The sequence below is a fragment of the Streptomyces sp. NBC_01142 genome (assembly GCF_026341125.1).
Lineage (GTDB): Bacteria > Actinomycetota > Actinomycetes > Streptomycetales > Streptomycetaceae > Streptomyces.
In genome coordinates this window covers 707,746-726,179 of the sequence record NZ_JAPEOR010000002.1, presented here as the reverse complement: position 1 = coordinate 726,179, position 18,434 = coordinate 707,746, and the positions used below count along the sequence as shown (strand labels likewise).

Here is an 18,434-nt window from a genome sequence, read left to right as displayed (position 1 = left end):
CCGTGTCCTCCCGGGGGCCGCTGTGCCCCGTAGCGGCTTCGCCGCGGGCCGGGCCCCCGGTCGAGACCGGTGTCGTCCCGCATCATGAGCGCAGCTCCCTGCCGGTCAGCTCCAGGCTGTGTCTTCCCGGGGGACAACCCCCGGACCCCCGGTCGAGACCGGTGTCGTCCCGCATCATGAGCGCAGCTCCCTGCCGGTCAGCTCCAGAAATACGTCTTCGAGGGTGTGGCGCTCCACCGAGATCCCGTCCGGCATCACGCCGTGCTGGGCGCACCAGGAAGTGACCGTCGCCAGCAGTTGCGGGTCGATCCGGCCGGTGATCCGGTACGCGCCCGGAGTGAGCTCCGCCGCTGCCGAGCCGTCCGGCAGCGCCTTGAGCAGCGAACCGACGTCGAGCCCCGGTCGGCCGGTGAAGCGCAGCGTGTTCTCCGCGCCGCCCCGGCACAACTCCTCGGGGCTGCCCGATGCGATGACCCGGCCCGCGTCGATGATCGCGAGATCGTCGGCGAGTTCCTCGGCCTCGTCCATGAAGTGGGTGGTCAGGACGGTGGAGACGCCGTCCGCCCGGAGTTCGCGTACGAGCTCCCAGGTGGAGCGGCGCGCCTGCGGGTCGAGTCCGGCGGTCGGCTCGTCCAGGAAGACCAGTTCGGGGCGGCCGACGACGGCCATCGCCAGTGCGAGCCGCTGCTGCTGACCGCCCGAGAGCCGCCGGTAGGCCGTACGTCCGCAGCTGCCCAGGCCCAGGCGCTCCATCAGTGCGTCGACGTCCAGCGGGTGGGCGTGCAGCGTGGCCGTGTGGCGGAGCATCTCGTCGGCGCGGGCGCCCGAGTAGACACCGCCGGACTGGAGCATCACGCCGATCCGGGGCCGGAGCTTCGCGGCGTCGGTGACCGGGTCGAGGCCCAGGACGCGCACCGTGCCCGCGTCGGCCCTGAGATACCCCTCACAGGTCTCGATCGTGGTGGTCTTCCCGGCCCCGTTGGGGCCGAGAACGGCGGTCACGGAGCCCTGGGTGACCTCGAGGTCGAGGCCGTCCACGGCCGTCTTGGATCCGTACCGCTTGACCAGGCCCCGGATCTGGACGACGGACTCGCTTCGCATGCCGGGAAGTCTAGGCGGGGGGCCGGGGCCCCCGAGGCGCGGGGCCCGAGGTGCGGGTGCCCGGGTCCGGCGGGAGGGGATCAACACGTACGGATTCCGCCATGCGGCGGCCGTGGAGTCGGGGGATGAGCGCAGGTGGCCGCTCTCCCGGGAGTGGCCGGGGGCCGCGGCCCCTCGCCTCCGGCGCGCCGGTGCACACCCCGGGAGCGCAGGCCGGTGTCCGGAAACAACGCGCCCGCACGCGGTCGGCTTCTCCGGCGGACCTGCCCTCCACCGTGCTGGGCCGCCGCTCCGCCGACGGGCTGCTGGTGGCTGATTCTCATGGGCCCACGGGATGCCAGTGGCGCCCGTGGCAGGAATGGCCGGAACTGACACCGGAGGCGTTCTTCACATGAACCTGTCAACTCGTTCACGATCGTGGGTGGCTCACGCCGCCACTGCGCCCCCCACCCCGTCCCCCGCACGCACGGGACAGCAGCGGTACTGAGCGTCGGTACGAACCCACTCACAAAGGAGAGTTCGTGGCTGGACGCATTCAGGGACGGCGGGGAATCCTCGCCGCACTGACGGCTGCCGCAGTGGCCCTGCCGCTGGCCCTCGGCGCCTTTCCCGCCCAGGCGCAGGAACCCGTGGAACCCCGCCCCTCCGCCTATCTGGACAAGACCGAGGGCTTGCTGATCGAGCGGCTCGCGACCAAGGGCAGGGCGACCTTCTGGGTCGCCCTGACGCATGAGGCCGACACCTCCGCCGCCCGCAAGGCCAAGGGCAAGACCGCCAAGGCACGCACGCTGTACGAGACGAAGACCGCGTACGCGAAGAAGTCCCAGGCCCCGCTGAGGGCCCTGCTGGACAGCGCCGGCGCCCGCTACGAGGCGTTCTGGATCACCAACACCCTCAAGGTCACCGCCGGCAAGGCGCTCGCCGAGAAGATCGCGGCGCGCGCCGACGTCGCCGCCCTCGAGGCCGACGACCCGATCACCATCCCCGACCCGCTGCCGGGGAGGAACGAACCGCGCCTGGATGCCGTCGAGTGGAACATCGACCGGATCGGCGCCCCCAAGGTCTGGTCCGAACTGGGTGTACGCGGCGAGGGAGTCGTCGTCGCCAACATCGACTCCGGAGTGCAGCACGACCACCCGGCGGTCAAGGCGAAATACCGCGGGCTGAAGTCCGACGGCAGCTACGACCACGCCTACAACTGGTTCGACCCGGCCAAGGTCTGCACCGGCACCGCCCCCTGCGACAACAACGGCCACGGCACCCACACCATGGGCACCATGGTCGGCGACGACGGCGCGGGCAATCAGGTCGGCGTCGCGCCCGACGCCAGGTGGATCGCCGCCAAGGGCTGCGAGACCAGCTCCTGCAGCCGTGACTCGCTGCTCCGCTCCGGCCAGTGGGTCGTCGCCCCCACCGACGCCTCCGGCGCCAACCCGCGCCCCGACCTCGCACCCGACGTGGTGAACAACTCCTGGGGCAGCGGCGTCATCGACACCTGGTACAAGGCCACCGTGCAGTCGTGGCGGGACGCGGGCATCTTCCCCGCCTTCTCCAACGGCAACAGCGGCCCGAGCTGCAACACCTCGGGATCCCCGGGCGCGTACACCAACTCGTACTCCACCGGCGCCTTCGACATCAACAACGCCATCGCGTCCTTCTCCTCGCGCGGCACCGGCGAGAGCGGCGGCATCAAGCCCAATCTCGCCGGCCCCGGCGTCAACGTCCGCTCCTCGTGGGCGGGCGGCGGCTACCACGCGATCTCCGGTACCTCCATGGCCTCACCCCACACCGCGGCCACCGTGGCGCTGATGTGGTCGGCCGCGCCCGCGATCCGCGGCAATGTCACCGAGACCGAAAAGCTCCTGGACTCCACCGCCGTCGACGTCGACAGCACCACCTGCGGCGGCACCGCGGCCGACAACAACGTCTTCGGCGAGGGCCGCCTCGACGCGTACGCCGCCGTCACCGCCTCCCCACGCGGCGCGCTCGGCGCGGTCAGCGGCAAGGTCACCACCACCGCGGGACCGCTCGCCGACGCCACCCTGCGCTTCGAGGGTCCGATGAAGACGACCGTCACCACCGGCGCCGACGGCGGCTACGCGCTGCCCAAGCTGATGGTCGGCGACTACACGGTCAGTGTCGCCAAGTTCGGCTACGTCACCGCTCAGGGCGCCGTCACCGTCGTCGAGAACGGCAGCGCGGTGAAGGACTTCGCACTGGCCGAGGCCGCATCCGCCGACGTCAGCGGCAAGGTCACCAGCCACGCCGGAGCCGAGGCGAGCGCCGTCGTCACCGCCCAGGGCACCCCGGTCAGCGGCACGTCCGGCACCGACGGCAGCTACACGCTGCGGCTCCCCGTCGGCACGTACGACCTCGCCGTCACGCCCGCCCACCGCTGCGCCTCGGCGACCAGCGTCCGCCTCGAGGTCACCGGCAGCACCACCAAGGACATCCGCCTCCCCGACCGCACCGACACCTTCGGCACGGCCTGCTCGCTCGTCGACGCGGAGCTCCCGGCCGGGGCCACCAAGCTGGCGTACACCAGCACCACCTTCGGCACGGCCTCCTTCGACCTGCCGTTCCCGGTGGCGTTCTACGGCCGTACCTACCGGGCGGCCACCGCGTCGATCGACGGGGTGCTCTCCTTCGGGACCGCCTCCACCTCCAGCACCAACAGCACCCTGCCCACCACTTTCACCCCGAACGGCTCCCTCTACCCGTTCTGGGACAACCTCACGGTCGACGCCGACGCGGGTGTGTACTGGTCCGCGACCGGCACCGCCCCGCACCGGAAGATCGTCGTCGAATGGCGCAACGCGCTGATCGCGGCAACCACCGGCGAGCGGGTCACCTTCGCGGCGGTCCTCGGCGAGGACGGCTCCGCGTCCTTCCACTACCAGGACATCTCGGGGACCGGCTTCGAGAACGGCTCCGGCGCGACCATCGGCGCCGAGAACGCCACCGGCACCGACGCCCTGCTCTACTCCTTCAACGAGGGCACCGTCCGCGACGGGCTGAGCATCGGCTTCCGTACGACCAGGAGCGCGGTCCTGGCCGGCACGGCCACGGACGCCAACGACGGCAAGCCGGTCTCCGGTGCGGCCCTCGCGGTCTCCAGCGGCGGTACGGCCGCGGGCAGCGACACCGCCGGCGCCGACGGCGGCTATCTCCTCCAGGTGCCGGCCGACGCCGTGTACGACCTCGCCGTCTCCGCCCCCGCCTACAGCGGGGCGAGCGCGCGGCAGACCCCGAAACCGGGCGAGATCGTGGTGTCCGACGCCGCGCTCAGGACCGGCCGGGTCGCCGCCGACAGCGCTGCGCTGACCGTCGTCGTACCGGCCACGCAGCAGCGCACCCGCACGCTCACCCTCGCCAACACCGGCTCCGCCACCCCCTTCACGGTCACCGAGAAGGACGGCAAGAGCTGGATCAAGACGGCGCCCGGCGCCGGACAGCTGGCGGCCGGTGCGCAGCAGAAGGTCGCGCTGAGCCTGGACACCGCCGGGGCCGCCCCGGGCACGGTGCTCAGCGGGACCCTGCAGGTGAAGTCCGAGAGCGGCCGCAAGCCGGTGATCGACATTCCGGTGACCGTGGTCGTGCCCGCGTACCGGACGGCGATCGACTCCGGGACGACGAAATCCTCGGTGGACGCACTCGGCGACACCTGGGGCCCGGACCGCAGACACGCCGCGGGCTCGTACGGATATCTGGGCAGCGCCACCGATCTCTCCACCACACGGACGATCACGGGCGCGGCCGACCCGACGCTCTACAGGACCGCCCGCCAGGGCATGTACGAGTACCGCTTCGACGGCCTGCCGGCCGGCACCTACCGCGTGGAGCTGGGCTTCGCGGAACTCAGCTCCAAGGATCCGTCCGAGCGGGTCTTCGACGTGATGGCCGAGGGGACACAGTTCGTGCCCAATCTCGACCTGGCGCTGGAGGCGGGCATCCGAACGGCCCAAGACCGGGCCTTCACCGTCCAGGTCACCGACGGGCAGCTCAACCTGCGGTTCGTGGCGAATTCCGGCAAGACCCTGGTGAATTCGATCAGGGTCACCGAACGGCCGGATCTGGTGGGCTGATTTCCTGGTAATTCCCTGGTCAGAGCCCGTCCGGCAACAGCCGGACGGGCTCTGTTCTTAGGTAACCCTTAGTGATGAAGCGCACCGGCTCACGCCTTGGACGGCGGTTGTCAGCGCCAGAGGAATTACGCAACAATGGCGTTGTGAAAAACGTTGGCGAGGCTCCGCAGGAGGAACTCGCGACCGGAGAGCGCTCGACGCGCAACAAGGTCGCGCGCTCCGTCCTGGATCACGGCCCGTCCACCGTCGCCGATCTCGCGGGCCGCCTCGGCCTGACCCAGGCAGCTGTCCGCCGCCACCTCGACACGCTCGTCGCCGAGAACGTCGTAGAGGCCCGTGAGCAGCGGGTGTACGGCGCACGCACGCGCGGGCGGCCGGCCAAGGTGTTCGCCCTGACCGACTGCGGCCGGGATGCCTTCGACCAGGCGTACGACACGCTGGCCGTGGACGCGCTCCGCTGGATCGAGCGGACCGCGGGTGAAGGAGCAGCGGGAGAGGCGGCCGTCGCCGCCTTCGCCCGCGACCGGATGGAGACCCAGGCGGAGGCGTACCGCACGGCGATCGAGGCCGCGGCCCCCGAAAAGCGCACCGAAGCCCTTGCGAAGGCCCTGAGTGCCGACGGGTACGCTGCTACGGCGCGTAACGCACCGGTTGGCGAGCAGCTCTGCCAGCATCACTGCCCGGTCGCCCATGTCGCCGAGCAGTATCCCCAGCTGTGCGAGGCGGAGACAGAGGTTTTCTCCCGTCTTCTGGGAACGCATGTGCAGCGTCTGGCCACCATTGCCCACGGCGACGGCGTCTGCACAACGTTCATCCCGAACAGCGCGCCACAGACCACCACACCATCAGCATCTGCCAGCACGGCCGGGAGGAACCCCGCATGACTCTCCCCACGGAGACTGCCCACCCCGAACTCGAGGGCCTGGGTACGTACGAATTCGGCTGGGCCGACTCCGACGCGGCCGGCGCCACTGCAAAGCGCGGCCTCTCCGAGGATGTCGTCCGCGACATCTCGTCGAAGAAGAACGAGCCGGAATGGATGCTGAAGCTGCGGCTCAAGGGTCTGCGGCTGTTCGGCAAGAAGCCGATGCCGAGCTGGGGCTCCGACCTGTCGGGTATCGACTTCGACAACATCAAGTATTTCGTGCGGTCCACCGAGAAGCAGGCGGAGTCCTGGGAGGATCTGCCCGAGGACATCAAGAACACGTACGACAGGCTCGGCATCCCGGAGGCGGAGAAGCAGCGTCTCGTTGCCGGTGTCGCCGCGCAGTACGAGTCGGAGGTCGTCTACCACCAGATCCGTGAGGACCTGGAGGAGCAGGGCGTCATCTTCCTCGACACGGACACCGCGCTGAAGGAGCACCCGGAGCTCTTCCAGGAGTACTTCGGCACCGTCATCCCCGTCGGCGACAACAAGTTCGCGTCGCTGAACTCCGCCGTATGGTCCGGCGGATCGTTCATCTACGTTCCCAAGGGTGTCCACGTCGACATCCCGCTGCAGGCCTACTTCCGTATCAACACGGAGAACATGGGCCAGTTCGAGCGGACGCTGATCATCGTGGACGAGGACGCCTACGTCCACTACGTCGAGGGCTGCACCGCCCCGATCTACTCCTCGGACTCGCTGCACAGCGCCGTCGTCGAGATCATCGTCAAGAAGGGCGGCCGCTGCCGCTACACGACGATCCAGAACTGGTCGAACAACGTCTACAACCTGGTCACCAAGCGCGCCGTGGCGTACGAGGGCGCGACCATGGAGTGGGTCGACGGCAACATCGGCTCCAAGGTGACGATGAAGTACCCGGCCGTCTACCTGATGGGCGAGCACGCCAAGGGCGAGACCCTGTCCATCGCCTTCGCGGGCGAGGGCCAGCACCAGGACGCCGGCGCCAAGATGGTCCACATGGCACCGAACACCTCCTCGAACATCGTCTCCAAGTCGGTGGCGCGAGGCGGTGGCCGTACGTCCTACCGCGGTCTGATCGAGATCGGTGAGGGTGCGCCGGGCGCGAAGTCCAATGTGCTCTGTGACGCGCTGCTGGTCGACACGATCTCGCGGTCCGACACCTACCCGTACGTCGACGTCCGTGAGGACGACGTGTCCATGGGCCACGAGGCGACCGTCTCCAAGGTCTCCGACGACCAGCTCTTCTACCTGATGAGCCGCGGTATGACGGAGTTCGAGGCGATGGCGATGATCGTGCGCGGCTTCGTCGAGCCGATCGCCAAGGAACTGCCCATGGAGTACGCGCTGGAGCTCAACCGGCTGATCGAGCTGCAGATGGAGGGCTCGGTGGGCTGAGGCCCGCCGTCCCGAGCAGCGACTGTTTTTCTGTCTGACGTAGGAAGAGAGCAAGACGACAGCCATGGCTGAGGCTCAGAACATTCCGGCGGGATCCACCACTGCCGGTTCGATCGCGGTGGCCGCCGAGTCGACCGTCGCCACCCGTATGAGTGCGCCCCCGTCCTTCGACGTGGCGGACTTCCCGGTCCCGCACGGCCGCGAGGAGGAGTGGCGCTTCACTCCGCTGGAGCGGCTGGCCGGTCTGCACGACGGCACCGCCGTCGCGACCGGCAGCGCCGTCAAGGTCGCGATCGACGCCCCCGAGGGCGTCGTCGTCGAGACCGTCGGCCGTGACGACGCGCGGCTCGGCCGGGCCGGCACCCCCGCGGACCGTGTCGCCGCCCAGGCGTACTCCTCCTTCGAGAAGGCCTCGGTCGTCACCGTCCCCAAGGAGACGGTGCTCACCGAGCCGGTCCGGATCGCCGTGCACGGCGAGGGCGGCACCGCCTTCGCCCATCTGGTCATCGAGCTCGGCGCCTTTGCCGAGGCCGTCGTGGTCATCGACCACACCGGTGACGCGGTGCTCGCCTCCAACGTCGACTACCTGCTGGGCGACGGCGCGAAGCTCACCGTCGTCTCCGTCCAGGACTGGGACGACCGGGCCGTTCATGTCTCCCAGCACAATGCGCTGGTCGGCCGGGACGCAACCTTCAAGTCGGTCGTGGTCACCTTCGGCGGCGATCTCGTACGCCTGCACCCGCGGGTCTCCTACGCGGGCACCGGCGGCGAGGCCGAGCTCCTCGGCCTGTACTTCACCGACGCGGGCCAGCACCAGGAGCACCGCCTCCTGGTCGACCACAACGCTCCGCACTGCAAGTCCAACGCCGCATACAAGGGCGCCCTCCAGGGCCAGGACGCGCACGCGGTGTGGATCGGCGACGTCCTGATCGAGGCCAAGGCCGAGGGCACGGACACGTACGAGCTGAACCGCAACCTCGTCCTCACGGACGGCGCGCGCGTCGACTCCGTACCGAACCTGGAGATCGAGACCGGCGAGATCGTCGGTGCCGGTCACGCCTCGGCCACCGGTCGCTTCGACGACGAGCAGCTCTTCTATCTGCAGTCCCGCGGCATCCCGGCCGAGGAGGCCCGCCGTCTGGTGGTCCGCGGCTTCTTCGCCGAGCTGGTCCAGCAGATCGGGCTTCCCGACGTCGAGGAGCGCCTGCTCGCCAAGATCGACGCGGAGCTGGAGGCGTCTGTCTGATGGCCTTCGTCAAAGCCTGTGCGCTGAGCGAGCTCGAGGAGGACACCCCCAAGCGGGTGGAACTCGACGGCACGCCGGTGTCTCTCGTGCGTACCGAGGGTGAGGTGTTCGCGATCAACGACATCTGCTCGCACGCGAATGTCTCGCTGTCGGAGGGCGAGGTGGAGGACTGCTCCATCGAGTGCTGGCTTCATGGTTCCACCTTCGACCTCCGCACCGGCAAGCCGTCCGGCCTTCCCGCGACGCGCCCCGTCCCCGTATACCCCGTACAGATCGAAGGGGACGATGTGCTCGTCTCCGTCACCCAGGAGTCCTGAGTCACCCATGGCAACGCTTGAAATCCGCGACCTGCACGTCTCCGTCGAGGCCGAGAACGGCCCCCGGGAGATCCTCAAGGGCGTCGACCTGACCGTGAAGCAGGGCGAGACCCACGCCATCATGGGCCCCAACGGCTCCGGCAAGTCGACCCTCGCGTACTCCATCGCGGGCCACCCCAAGTACACGATTACCAGTGGCACCGTGACCCTGGACGGCGAGGACGTCCTGGAGATGTCCGTCGACGAGCGCGCCCGCGCCGGCATGTTCCTGGCCATGCAGTACCCGGTCGAGGTCCCCGGCGTCTCGGTCTCCAACTTCCTGCGCACCTCCGCCACCGCGATCCGCGGCGAAGCCCCCAAGCTGCGTACCTGGGTGAAGGAGGTCAAGTCCGCCATGGAGCAGCTCCAGATGGACCCGGCCTTCGCCGAGCGCAACGTCAACGAGGGCTTCTCCGGCGGTGAGAAGAAGCGCCACGAGATCCTCCAGCTCGAGCTGCTCAAGCCGAAGATCGCGATCCTCGACGAGACCGACTCCGGCCTGGACGTCGACGCGCTGCGGCAGGTCTCCGACGGCGTCAACCGCGTCCGGGAGACCGGCGAGGTCGGCACCCTCCTGATCACGCACTACACGCGCATCCTGCGCTACATCAAGCCCGACTTCGTTCACGTCTTCGCGAACGGCCGGATCGCCGAGTCCGGCGGCGCCGAGCTCGCCGACAAGCTCGAGGCCGAGGGCTACGAGGCATACACGAAGGGTGGCGTATCCGCGTGACAGTGGCCCGACAGGGGCTCCCCGGCCTCCTCGACACCGAGGCGATCCGCAAGGACTTCCCGATCCTGGACCGCGTGATCCACGACGGCAAGAAGCTCGTGTACCTGGACAACGCGGCGACGTCCCAGACGCCGCGCCAGGTGCTCGATGTGCTGAGCGAGTACTACGAACAGCACAATGCCAACGTCCACCGCGGTGTCCATGTGCTCGCCGAGGAGGCCACGGCGCTGTACGAGGGCGCCCGCGACAAGGTCGCCGCCTTCATCAACGCGCCGAGCCGCGACGAGGTGATCTTCACCAAGAACGCCTCCGAGTCGCTCAACCTCGTGGCCAACATGCTCGGCTGGGCCGATGAGCCCTACCGCGTGGACCGCGAAACCGAGATCGTCATCACGGAGATGGAGCACCACTCCAACATCGTCCCGTGGCAGCTGCTCTCGCAGCGCACCGGCGCGAAGCTGAAGTGGTTCGGCCTCACCGACGACGGCCGCCTCGACCTGTCCAACATCGAAGAGGTCATCACCGAGAAGACGAAGATCGTCTCCTTTGTGCTGGTCTCCAACATCATGGGCACCATCAACCCCGTCGAGGCGATCGTCCGGCGCGCGCAGCAGGTCGGCGCGCTGGTGCTCATAGACGCCTCGCAGGCCGCCCCGCACATGGTGATGGACGTGCAGGCGCTGCAGGCCGACTTCGTGGCCTTCACCGGCCACAAGATGTGCGGCCCGACCGGCATCGGCGTGCTGTGGGGCCGGCAGGAGCTCCTTGAGGACCTCCCGCCGTTCCTCGGCGGCGGCGAGATGATCGAGACCGTGTCGATGCACTCGTCGACGTACGCCCCGGCTCCGCACAAGTTCGAGGCCGGTACGCCCCCGATCGCCCAGGCCGTCGGCCTCGGTGCGGCCGTGGACTACCTCTCCGCGATCGGCATGGACAAGATCGCCCAGCATGAGCACGTCCTCACCGAGTACGCGGTGAAGCGGCTGCTCGAGGTCCCGGACCTGCGGATCATCGGCCCGACCACGGCCGAGGACCGCGGCGCCGCGATCTCCTTCACGCTCGGTGACATCCACCCGCACGACGTGGGTCAGGTCCTCGACGAGCAGGGCATCGCGGTCCGGGTCGGCCACCACTGCGCGCGGCCGGTCTGCCTGCGGTACGGAATTCCTGCGACCACGCGAGCGTCGTTCTATCTGTACTCCACGCCGGCAGAGGTCGACGCTCTGATCGACGGGCTGGAGCACGTACGGAACTTCTTCGGCTAGGGGCTGGGACGTGAAGCTGGATTCGATGTACCAGGACGTCATCCTGGACCACTACAAGCACCCCCACGGGCGCGGTCTGCGCGACGGGGATGCCGAGGTGCACCACGTCAATCCGACGTGCGGCGACGAGATCACGCTCCGTGTGAAGTACGACGGGTCGCGGATCGCCGACATTTCGTACGAGGGCCAGGGCTGCTCCATCAGCCAGGCCAGCGCGTCCGTGCTGAACGAGCTGCTGGTCGGCAAGGAGCTCGCCGAGGCGCAGAAGATCCAGGCCGCCTTCCTGGAACTGATGCAGTCCAAGGGCCAGATCGAGCCGGACGACGCGATGGAAGAGGTGTTGGAGGACGCGGTCGCGTTCGCCGGTGTCTCGAAGTACCCGGCGCGCGTGAAGTGTGCTCTGCTGAGTTGGATGGCGTGGAAGGACGCGACGGCCCAGGCGCTGTCCGAAGGGAAGACCGCATGAGTGAGAACGAGATGGTGACGACCAAGCCGGCCTCCGAGGAGGAGGTCCGCGAGGCGCTGTACGACGTCGTCGACCCCGAGCTGGGAATCGACGTGGTCAACCTCGGCCTCATCTACGGCGTCCACATCGACGACTCCAATGTCGCGACGCTGGACATGACGCTGACGTCCGCGGCCTGCCCGCTGACCGACGTCATCGAGGACCAGGCGAAGTCGGCGACGGAGGGCCTCGTCAGTGAGCTGAAGATCAACTGGGTCTGGATGCCACCGTGGGGCCCGGACAAGATCACGGACGACGGACGCGAGCAGCTGCGCGCGCTCGGCTTCAACGTCTAGTTCCCGCCGGTTTCCCTGTTCCCGCCGGACCCTGGTCCCCGCGGGTTGCTGGTCCCCGCCGGACTCCGCGGTCTCCGCAGATCGTTGCCGGACTCCGCGGGTCTCGGTAGATCTTTTGCCGGGGATCCACGAAACGGCCATGCCCGCCAGGCACACTGGCGGGCATGGCCGTTTCGCTGTACCACATCGTTGTGGACGCCCACGATCTCCCGGCGCTCGCCCGCTTCTGGACCCGGGTCCTGGACTGGAGGGTGCTCTTCGAGGCCGAGGACGAGATCGTCATCGGCGCCGACGAGTTCGCCATGCCGGGAATGTGCTTCGTTCCCGTAGGGGAGCGGAAGAGTGTCAAGAACCGGCTGCACATCGACCTCACCCCCGACGACCAGGCCGCCGAGGTCGAGAGGATCATCGCGCTCGGGGCCCGGCGGGCCGACGTCGGGCAGGCGCCGGAGGCGACCTGGGTGGTGCTCGCCGACCCCGAGGGCAATGAGTTCTGTGTGCTGCGGCCGAAGAAGTCGCTGATCGAGTAGCGGGATCAGCCGGTGGGCGCCGCGGCGGCGGTGGGTGCCGTGGGCGGTACGGCAGCGGCCTCGGCGAGGGCCGGGGCCAGGTTCTCCTTGCGGATGCGCTGGTCGACGTAGAGCAGGCTGTTGACCAGCTGCGGGAATGTGGCGCTGAAGATCTGGCCGATCATCTGCCCCACGAAGAGCGCGATCAGCATGCCGACCATGGCGACCATGGCCTGTCCGGCGGTGAGCTCGGGCCCCAGTTCCGATGTGCCGACCGTCCCGGGCAGCGCTCCGAGGAAGTTCAACGGCAGCTGGACGACATAGCCCACCCCCGCCGCGATGATCGCGGCCAGCAGCGAGATGCCGAAGATCCGCCACCAGTCGCCTCGCACCAGCTGGGAGGAGCGCCGCATCGCCGCGATCGGGCCCTGCCGCTCGAGGACGGCCGCGGCCGGGGCGAACAGGAACTTCACCCAGAGCCAGACGGCCGCCGGACAGGACGCCACAGCGCCCAGCAGCGGGAGCAGTGCCCAGGCCGCGAGGGAACCGTCCTGGGTGACCAGGGCGAGGACCAGCAGCACGAAGAAGGCCATGGCCAGAGCCGCCGGTACGAGACCGATCAGCGAGGTGAGAAAGACGGTCCCGAGCACCGCGGGGACCCGGCTCCACGCGCGGCGCCAGACCGTGCCGAACGTGACGCGGCGGCCGATGACGGCGTCCTGGAGGATCGCCGGGCAGCAGGCTTGGAGCATCGCGTTGGCCAGCGTCAGCACCACCAGGCTGAGCACCCAGACACACAGGAACGCGATGAGCAGCGGGCGGGCGTCGTCCCAGGACGGTTCCTGGTCGGAGGGAACGTCGAAGACCCCGGAAACATGGTCCCCCATGGCGGCGTACGCGAGGGCCAGCGCCGCCCCGATCACGAGCACCCCCGCGCCGTAGACGGTCAGGGCTATCCCGAACAGCTGCTTCCAGCACCGGCCGACGGTGGCGAAGGCCCCGCCCAGCACGTCGCCGAGGCCGAGCGGCGCCAGGGGTATCACTCCGGGCTTGGGCGGCGGTGGGGGCATCCAGCCGCCCCAGCCTGGAGGGCCTGCCTGGGGCGCGTTTCCGTATGCCACTGGTGTGTCTCCCGCGTGTCTTGTGCCTGATCGGACGGGACACCGTAGCGGGAGGGGCGGCGGGTGGGTCAGCGCGCCCCCGTCCCTTGTGTGCGCCAAGATGTTCAGCGTGTGTTGCGTACGGTTGTACGCAACGATGTGTACCGTCGTACACATGCCCTACTTTCTGCTGGCCGCGGCGATCGCGGCAGAAGTGGCCGGGACGACGGCCATGAAGTACAGCGACGGCTTCAGTAAGCTGTGGCCCTCGCTCGGGACGGCTGTCGGCTATCTGGTCGCCTTCACCCTGCTCGCGCAGACTCTGAAGACGATGAGCGTGGGCACGGCCTACGCGATCTGGGCGGGCGTGGGCACCGCCGCCATCGCCGCGATCGGGATGCTCTTCCTGGGCGAATCGGTGGGCGCGGCCAAGCTGGCGGGCCTCGTGCTGGTCATTGCCGGGGTCGTACTGCTCAACCTCGGAGGGGCTCACTGATGGCACGACGGTACGACCCCGAGCGCCGCCAGCGCATCATCGACGCGGCGATCCGGGTGGTCGGGGCCAAGGGCATCGCAGGGCTGAGCCACCGCTCCGTCGCCGCCGAGGCGGATGTGCCGCTCGGCTCGACGACGTACCACTTCAAGACCCTCGACGAGCTGATGGTCGCGGCGCTGCGGCAGGCCAACGAAGGCTTCGCGGCGATGGTGCGGGCCAGCGGTGCGCTCGCCGACCCGGACGCCGATCTCGCCGAGGAGCTCGCCCGGCTGATGGGGGAGTGGATCTCCGGGGACCGTACGGGGGTGGAGCTGGAGTACGAGCTCTATCTGGCGGCCCTGCGCCGGCCCGCGCTGCGGCCGGTCGCCACGGAGTGGTGCGACCTCGCCGAGATCCTGGACCGCCGGACGGATCCCGCCACGGCGAGGGCTCTGGTGGCGCTGATGGACGGGATCTGCTTGCAGGTGCTGCTGACGGACGGGGTGTACGAGGCGGAGTACGCGCGGGAGATGCTGGCGCGCGTTATCGGCTGAGCGGTGAGTGCTGAGTGGTGAGTGCTGAGCGGAGCTTCGGACGGGACCGGACGTTGAGACCGGTTGGCTCAGGTGGCGCCCGGGCGGTTAGGTTTCGTGTCATGACCGACACGACTGCTACTCGCACCACCGGCGCCGTCGCCGCCGGACTCGCCACGCTCACTGCCGACGGCACCGTCCTCGACACCTGGTTCCCCGCCCCCGAGCTCTCCGTCGAGCCCGGCCCCGCCGGTACCGAGCGGCTGACCGCCGAGCGGGCCGCCGAGCTCCTCGGGGCCGGCGCCGCCAAGGCCGTCGGGCCCGACCCGCGCCGCGGGGTCGAGGTCGTCGCGGTCCGTACGGTCATCGCCTCCCTCGACGACAAGCCGCTGGACGCCCACGACGCGTACCTGCGGCTCCACCTGCTCTCCCACCGCCTGGTCCAGCCGCACGGCCAGAACCTGGACGGTGTCTTCGGGCTCCTCGCCAATGTCGCCTGGACGAGCCTCGGCCCGGTGGCCGTGGACCAGGTCGAGACCGTGCGGCTCAATGCCCGCGCCGAGGGCCTGCACCTGGCCGTGACGAGCATCGACAAGTTCCCGCGGATGACGGACTACGTCGCCCCCAAGGGCGTACGCATCGCCGACGCCGACCGCGTCCGCCTCGGCGCGCACCTCGCCGAGGGCACCACCGTCATGCACGAGGGCTTCGTCAACTTCAACGCCGGCACACTCGGCACCTCCATGGTCGAGGGCCGGATCTCCGCGGGCGTCGTCGTCGGCGACGGCTCCGACATCGGTGGCGGCGCCTCCACCATGGGTACCCTCTCCGGCGGCGGCAACGTCCGCATCGTCATCGGCGAGCGCTGCCTGATCGGCGCCGAGGCGGGCGTCGGCATCGCGCTCGGTGACGAGTGCGTCGTCGAGGCCGGGCTGTACGTCACCGCCGGCACCCGGGTCACCATGCCCGACGGGCAGATCGTCAAGGCCCGTGAGCTCTCCGGCGCGAGCAACATCCTCTTCCGCCGCAACTCGGTCACCGGCGCCGTCGAGGCCCGCCCGAACAACGCGGTCTGGGGCGGCCTCAACGAAGTGCTCCACAGCCACAACTGATCGGATGATCTTGCGTGATCTGCCGTGACCTTTCCGCCGGACGGGCGGATAGGCAGGCAGATCGACGTATGGTCCGGCGAACAGGCAAGGCGAGGAACCCCATATGAAGACGAGCGGACTGGCTGTGCTCGGCGCACTCACGGCGGCAGTGGCGATGGCTTCGGCCGGGGTCGCGCAGGCCGACGAGTCACACACCGACTCCCACAACGCCCCCCGTGTGACGCTCATTTCCACCGGACAGATCGACGACCCGCTCGAGGATGTCCTGGAGCACGCCGCGCTCTTCGGGGCCACGTACGTCTACGACTGAGTCAGCTCCTCGTACGCAGCACGCAGCCCGTCGGTCGCCTCGCTGCCGGCGGGCTGCAGCGGTTCCCGGACCGGCCCGCCCAGCAGCGCCTTCACCGTCACCGTGCCGGGCAGCCCCGACGCCATCATCAACTCGATCAGCGGGGCGGTGAGTTGGTTGAGACGGGCGGCCTCGGCGACCCTGCCCGCGTCGTACGCGTCGAGTACCGCCCGCAGCTGCCGGGGCGCGACGTTCGCGACCGTGCTGACGAAGCCCGCGCCGCCCACCGCGTACAGCGGCAGATTCATCTCCTCGGAGCCCGAGTAGTACGCCACTGAGGTGCGTGCGATCACCTTGGTCGCGCCGAGCAGGTCGTACGCACAGTCCTTGACGGCCACGATGCCCGGGTGTTCGGCCAGCCGCAGCATCGTCTCCGGCTCGATGCGGGTGCCGGTGCGGCCGGGGATGTCGTACAGCATCAGCGGGATGCCGACCGCGTCCGCGACACGTCGGAAGTGCGCCTCGACGGCTGCCTGCGGGGGACGGCTGTAGTACGGCGTCACCACCAACACCCCGTCCGCGCCCGCCTCTTCGGCCGCCCGCGCCAGCTCGACCGTATGCCGGGTGTCCGCGCTGCCCACGCCCGCGACGATGCTCGCCCGCTCGCCGACCGCCTCGCGCACGGCCCGTACCAGCGCGGTCTTCTCGGCGTCGCTGGTGGTGGGGGACTCGCCGGTGGTGCCGTTGAGCACCAGCCCGTCACAGCCCTCCCCGACCAGGTGCGCGGCGAGCTTCTGTGCCGCCTCGGAGTCCAGCTCGCCGTCGGCGGTGAAGGGCGTGATCATCGCGCAGAGTGCACGACCGAAGGGGCTCGGTGCGCTTAGCGGGTGGGATGTACTCATACTCCGCAGTTTCGGGCAGACAAACCGTGAAGGTCCACTTAGATCTTCTTCAGGGTTCGTGAAGAACTCCTACGAGATGTAGTGGACCCGGCATAGGCGAGTCGCCGCGGCCGGTACCTGGCATGATCGGCTGGGGGTGCGTCAGGGCAGAACAGGGGAGGGACCTGAACATGACCGAACAGCGCGTAGCCCCGGTGACCGGTTCGACGTCGGGCACCGGCGAGGTGCTTTCTCGTGGACGGCGGAGGGCCTCTGTTGCGAGATCCCTGGGACGACGGACGGCAGTGGCTGTGATGGCCGGCGTGGTGGCCGGTGTGCTGAGCGGGTGCGGGAGCACGACGGTCGAGGAGGCGGCGGCGGAGCCTGTCGCACCCCGCGAGCTCGGCGTGAAGCCGGACCCGCTGACCGCATCCCCCGGCAGCCACCCGGGCGCACAGCCGTCACCGACGGCGTCGCCCGTCCCGGCCGCGTGCCCCGCCTCGGGCGTGGTCGTGACGAACGATGTCGTGAACGCGGCGATGGGACATCGCGCCGTGACCATCACGCTGACGAACTGCGGCAAGCGGCCCTACCAGGTCAACGGCTATCCGCAGGTCGGCGCGCTGGACAAGGACCGCAAGCCGCTGAAACTGAAGATCACACACGGGAACGCGTTCACCGACGCGGGCCGGGACCAGCGCCCGAAGCCGGTGACGCTGGCGCCGGGGCAGAGCGTGCTGTCGGTTCTGCACTGGACGAACCGGGTGACCTCGTTCGACGCCGCGAAGCCCGGGGAGTATCTGGTGGTCGCACCGGCCGCGGGCAGGGAGCAGCAGATCCTGCCGTTCACGCTGGACATGGGGACTGCGGCCGAACTGGACGTCACCGCCTGGGCAGTTCGGCTCGCGAGCTGACCCCGGATGGCAGGATGAACACATGATCCGAGCCGTGCGTCACGTCCCACTGGTCCTGCTGCTTCCCCTTGTCCTGGCCGGCTGCGGCACGGAATCAGCCACCTCCGGCTCCTCCTCGTCCGGCTCCTCCTCGTCAGGCCCCTCCAGGGGCGCCGCATCCTCGGGGCCTGCGCCGGACCGGGCCGAACTGGAGGCGCGGGCGGACTACATGCAGTCGGCGATGGAGCACATCTACGTCACCGAGGTGGCCGGCTACGACCTCGCCAAGCAGTCCGTCGGAGTGTCCGGCGGCGACGGTTTCTCGAGCGTGTACGTCTCCCGGAGCGGCGGACAGATACGTCTGGAGGTCGACCGTGGCACGCTGACCGAGGCCAACTGCGCGGAACGGCCCGTGTACCAGGCGGAGGGGCAGCCCGTGACGTGCGAGCGCGACGGCACGTCCTGGTACCGGACGGCGGGGAACGTGCACGAGTACGCCTGGTCCGAGGACGGCCATGTCGTACGGATCGGCGCCGACCGGGCGCTGGACCGGGACACCCTGCGCAGCGCGGCGAAGGCCACGCACCCGGCGGACGACCGGGAGCTGGACGAGATCCTGCCGGAGAAGACGGCTCCTGCCGCGCCGGTCGAGCGCGGTGATCTGCCGCCGGTGGGTGATGGAGCCCCGAACAACGACGTGGGTGCGGGCGGCTGAGCAGCCGTGAGGCCGTGCGCCGGTGCGGTGGTGGTCCT

General features: G+C 69.5%; 19 protein-coding genes. 16 read left to right on the top strand and 3 right to left on the bottom strand.

The features are described 5' to 3' along the window. Positions 1 to 174: 174 nt before the first annotated feature. Positions 175 to 1,101 carry an ABC transporter ATP-binding protein gene (locus OG883_RS20745; protein ID WP_266543034.1) on the bottom strand — a complete coding sequence of 309 codons (927 nt, stop codon included), beginning with the start codon at positions 1,099 to 1,101 and terminating at the stop codon, positions 175 to 177. A 521-nt stretch (positions 1,102 to 1,622) separates the two neighbouring features. On the opposite strand from OG883_RS20745, the gene OG883_RS20740 reads away from it, so the two are divergent. From OG883_RS20740 to OG883_RS20695, 10 genes are all read left to right on the top strand, one after another. Beyond that, positions 1,623 to 5,186, top strand: coding sequence for a S8 family serine peptidase (locus OG883_RS20740; RefSeq protein ID WP_266543033.1), 3,564 nt, complete (start codon positions 1,623 to 1,625; stop codon positions 5,184 to 5,186). A 143-nt stretch (positions 5,187 to 5,329) separates the two neighbouring features. Next, on the top strand, positions 5,330 to 6,070 hold the full coding sequence (locus tag OG883_RS20735; protein WP_266543031.1) for a metalloregulator ArsR/SmtB family transcription factor: 741 nt from the start codon (positions 5,330 to 5,332) through the stop codon (positions 6,068 to 6,070). Next, positions 6,067 to 7,488: a Fe-S cluster assembly protein SufB gene (gene sufB, locus OG883_RS20730; RefSeq protein ID WP_266543029.1), complete on the top strand. Its 1,422-nt coding sequence runs from the start codon at positions 6,067 to 6,069 to the stop codon at positions 7,486 to 7,488. Before OG883_RS20735 ends, sufB begins: the two co-directional genes overlap by 4 nt. A gap of 64 nt (positions 7,489 to 7,552) precedes the next feature. Next, the gene (gene sufD / locus OG883_RS20725; protein WP_266543027.1) at positions 7,553 to 8,734 is read left to right on the top strand and encodes a Fe-S cluster assembly protein SufD; all 1,182 of its coding nucleotides are present in this window, start codon (positions 7,553 to 7,555) and stop codon (positions 8,732 to 8,734) included. After that, the gene (locus OG883_RS20720; protein ID WP_266543025.1) at positions 8,734 to 9,051 is read left to right on the top strand and encodes a bifunctional 3-phenylpropionate/cinnamic acid dioxygenase ferredoxin subunit; all 318 of its coding nucleotides are present in this window, start codon (positions 8,734 to 8,736) and stop codon (positions 9,049 to 9,051) included. The genes sufD and OG883_RS20720 overlap by 1 nt, the downstream gene beginning before the upstream one ends. A gap of 7 nt (positions 9,052 to 9,058) precedes the next feature. Next, positions 9,059 to 9,823: a Fe-S cluster assembly ATPase SufC gene (gene sufC / locus OG883_RS20715; protein ID WP_266543023.1), complete on the top strand. Its 765-nt coding sequence runs from the start codon at positions 9,059 to 9,061 to the stop codon at positions 9,821 to 9,823. Continuing rightward, positions 9,820 to 11,088, top strand: coding sequence for a cysteine desulfurase (locus OG883_RS20710; protein ID WP_266543021.1), 1,269 nt, complete (start codon positions 9,820 to 9,822; stop codon positions 11,086 to 11,088). The genes sufC and OG883_RS20710 overlap by 4 nt, the downstream gene beginning before the upstream one ends. Positions 11,089 to 11,098: 10 nt before the next feature. Continuing rightward, complete coding sequence (sufU, locus tag OG883_RS20705; protein ID WP_323180943.1) at positions 11,099 to 11,554, top strand: Fe-S cluster assembly sulfur transfer protein SufU; 456 nt, start codon at positions 11,099 to 11,101, stop codon at positions 11,552 to 11,554. After that, on the top strand, positions 11,551 to 11,889 hold the full coding sequence (locus OG883_RS20700) for a metal-sulfur cluster assembly factor (protein WP_266543016.1): 339 nt from the start codon (positions 11,551 to 11,553) through the stop codon (positions 11,887 to 11,889). Before sufU ends, OG883_RS20700 begins: the two co-directional genes overlap by 4 nt. 164 nt (positions 11,890 to 12,053) lie before the next feature. Beyond that, entirely contained in the window at positions 12,054 to 12,419 is a 366-nt protein-coding gene (locus tag OG883_RS20695) for a VOC family protein (protein ID WP_266543014.1), read from the top strand. Between the two features lie 5 nt (positions 12,420 to 12,424). Here OG883_RS20695 and OG883_RS20690 read toward each other — a convergent pair whose 3' ends face one another. Next, positions 12,425 to 13,519, bottom strand: a complete 1,095-nt coding sequence (locus tag OG883_RS20690; RefSeq protein WP_266543012.1) for a hypothetical protein — start codon at positions 13,517 to 13,519, stop codon at positions 12,425 to 12,427. 154 nt (positions 13,520 to 13,673) lie between these two features. Here OG883_RS20690 and OG883_RS20685 point away from each other — a divergent pair, with 154 nt between their 5' ends. From OG883_RS20685 to OG883_RS20670, 4 genes are all read left to right on the top strand, one after another. Beyond that, positions 13,674 to 13,994: a multidrug efflux SMR transporter gene (locus OG883_RS20685; protein ID WP_266543011.1), complete on the top strand. Its 321-nt coding sequence runs from the start codon at positions 13,674 to 13,676 to the stop codon at positions 13,992 to 13,994. After that, positions 13,994 to 14,527, top strand: a complete 534-nt coding sequence (locus OG883_RS20680) for a TetR/AcrR family transcriptional regulator (RefSeq protein WP_266543009.1) — start codon at positions 13,994 to 13,996, stop codon at positions 14,525 to 14,527. The genes OG883_RS20685 and OG883_RS20680 overlap by 1 nt, the downstream gene beginning before the upstream one ends. 101 nt (positions 14,528 to 14,628) lie before the next feature. Then, positions 14,629 to 15,618 carry a 2,3,4,5-tetrahydropyridine-2,6-dicarboxylate N-succinyltransferase gene (gene dapD / locus OG883_RS20675; RefSeq protein ID WP_266543007.1) on the top strand — a complete coding sequence of 330 codons (990 nt, stop codon included), beginning with the start codon at positions 14,629 to 14,631 and terminating at the stop codon, positions 15,616 to 15,618. Positions 15,619 to 15,721: 103 nt separating this feature from the next. Continuing rightward, complete coding sequence (locus tag OG883_RS20670; protein ID WP_266543005.1) at positions 15,722 to 15,928, top strand: hypothetical protein; 207 nt, start codon at positions 15,722 to 15,724, stop codon at positions 15,926 to 15,928. Here the strand turns inward: OG883_RS20670 and dapA are convergent. Then, positions 15,919 to 16,809, bottom strand: coding sequence for a 4-hydroxy-tetrahydrodipicolinate synthase (gene dapA, locus OG883_RS20665; RefSeq protein ID WP_266543003.1), 891 nt, complete (start codon positions 16,807 to 16,809; stop codon positions 15,919 to 15,921). The two genes, OG883_RS20670 and dapA, sit on opposite strands and share 10 nt — an antisense overlap. Before the next feature lie 293 nt (positions 16,810 to 17,102). On the opposite strand from dapA, the gene OG883_RS20660 reads away from it, so the two are divergent. Both OG883_RS20660 and OG883_RS20655 read left to right on the top strand, forming a co-directional pair. Then, positions 17,103 to 17,702: a DUF4232 domain-containing protein gene (locus OG883_RS20660; protein WP_266549259.1), complete on the top strand. Its 600-nt coding sequence runs from the start codon at positions 17,103 to 17,105 to the stop codon at positions 17,700 to 17,702. A 22-nt stretch (positions 17,703 to 17,724) separates the two neighbouring features. Then, the gene (locus OG883_RS20655; protein WP_266543001.1) at positions 17,725 to 18,396 is read left to right on the top strand and encodes a hypothetical protein; all 672 of its coding nucleotides are present in this window, start codon (positions 17,725 to 17,727) and stop codon (positions 18,394 to 18,396) included. Positions 18,397 to 18,434: the final 38 nt, after the last annotated feature.

Excerpts from the sequence above, each read along its gene's own strand:
- sufB (WP_266543029.1), top strand. The coding sequence starts at position 6,067 with ATGACTCTCCCCACGGAGACTGCCCACCCCGAACTCGAGGGCCTGGGT.
- sufC (WP_266543023.1), top strand. The coding sequence starts at position 9,059 with ATGGCAACGCTTGAAATCCGCGACCTGCACGTCTCCGTCGAGGCCGAG.
- OG883_RS20685 (WP_266543011.1), top strand. The coding sequence starts at position 13,674 with ATGCCCTACTTTCTGCTGGCCGCGGCGATCGCGGCAGAAGTGGCCGGG.
- OG883_RS20695 (WP_266543014.1), top strand. The coding sequence starts at position 12,054 with ATGGCCGTTTCGCTGTACCACATCGTTGTGGACGCCCACGATCTCCCG.
- OG883_RS20720 (WP_266543025.1), top strand. The coding sequence starts at position 8,734 with ATGGCCTTCGTCAAAGCCTGTGCGCTGAGCGAGCTCGAGGAGGACACC.
- OG883_RS20660 (WP_266549259.1), top strand. The coding sequence starts at position 17,103 with ATGGCCGGCGTGGTGGCCGGTGTGCTGAGCGGGTGCGGGAGCACGACG.
- sufD (WP_266543027.1), top strand. The coding sequence starts at position 7,553 with ATGGCTGAGGCTCAGAACATTCCGGCGGGATCCACCACTGCCGGTTCG.
- dapD (WP_266543007.1), top strand. The coding sequence starts at position 14,629 with ATGACCGACACGACTGCTACTCGCACCACCGGCGCCGTCGCCGCCGGA.
- OG883_RS20670 (WP_266543005.1), top strand. The coding sequence starts at position 15,722 with ATGAAGACGAGCGGACTGGCTGTGCTCGGCGCACTCACGGCGGCAGTG.
- OG883_RS20700 (WP_266543016.1), top strand. The coding sequence starts at position 11,551 with ATGAGTGAGAACGAGATGGTGACGACCAAGCCGGCCTCCGAGGAGGAG.
- OG883_RS20680 (WP_266543009.1), top strand. The coding sequence starts at position 13,994 with ATGGCACGACGGTACGACCCCGAGCGCCGCCAGCGCATCATCGACGCG.
- OG883_RS20745 (WP_266543034.1), bottom strand. The coding sequence starts at position 1,101 with ATGCGAAGCGAGTCCGTCGTCCAGATCCGGGGCCTGGTCAAGCGGTAC.
- dapA (WP_266543003.1), bottom strand. The coding sequence starts at position 16,809 with ATGAGTACATCCCACCCGCTAAGCGCACCGAGCCCCTTCGGTCGTGCA.
- OG883_RS20655 (WP_266543001.1), top strand. The coding sequence starts at position 17,725 with ATGATCCGAGCCGTGCGTCACGTCCCACTGGTCCTGCTGCTTCCCCTT.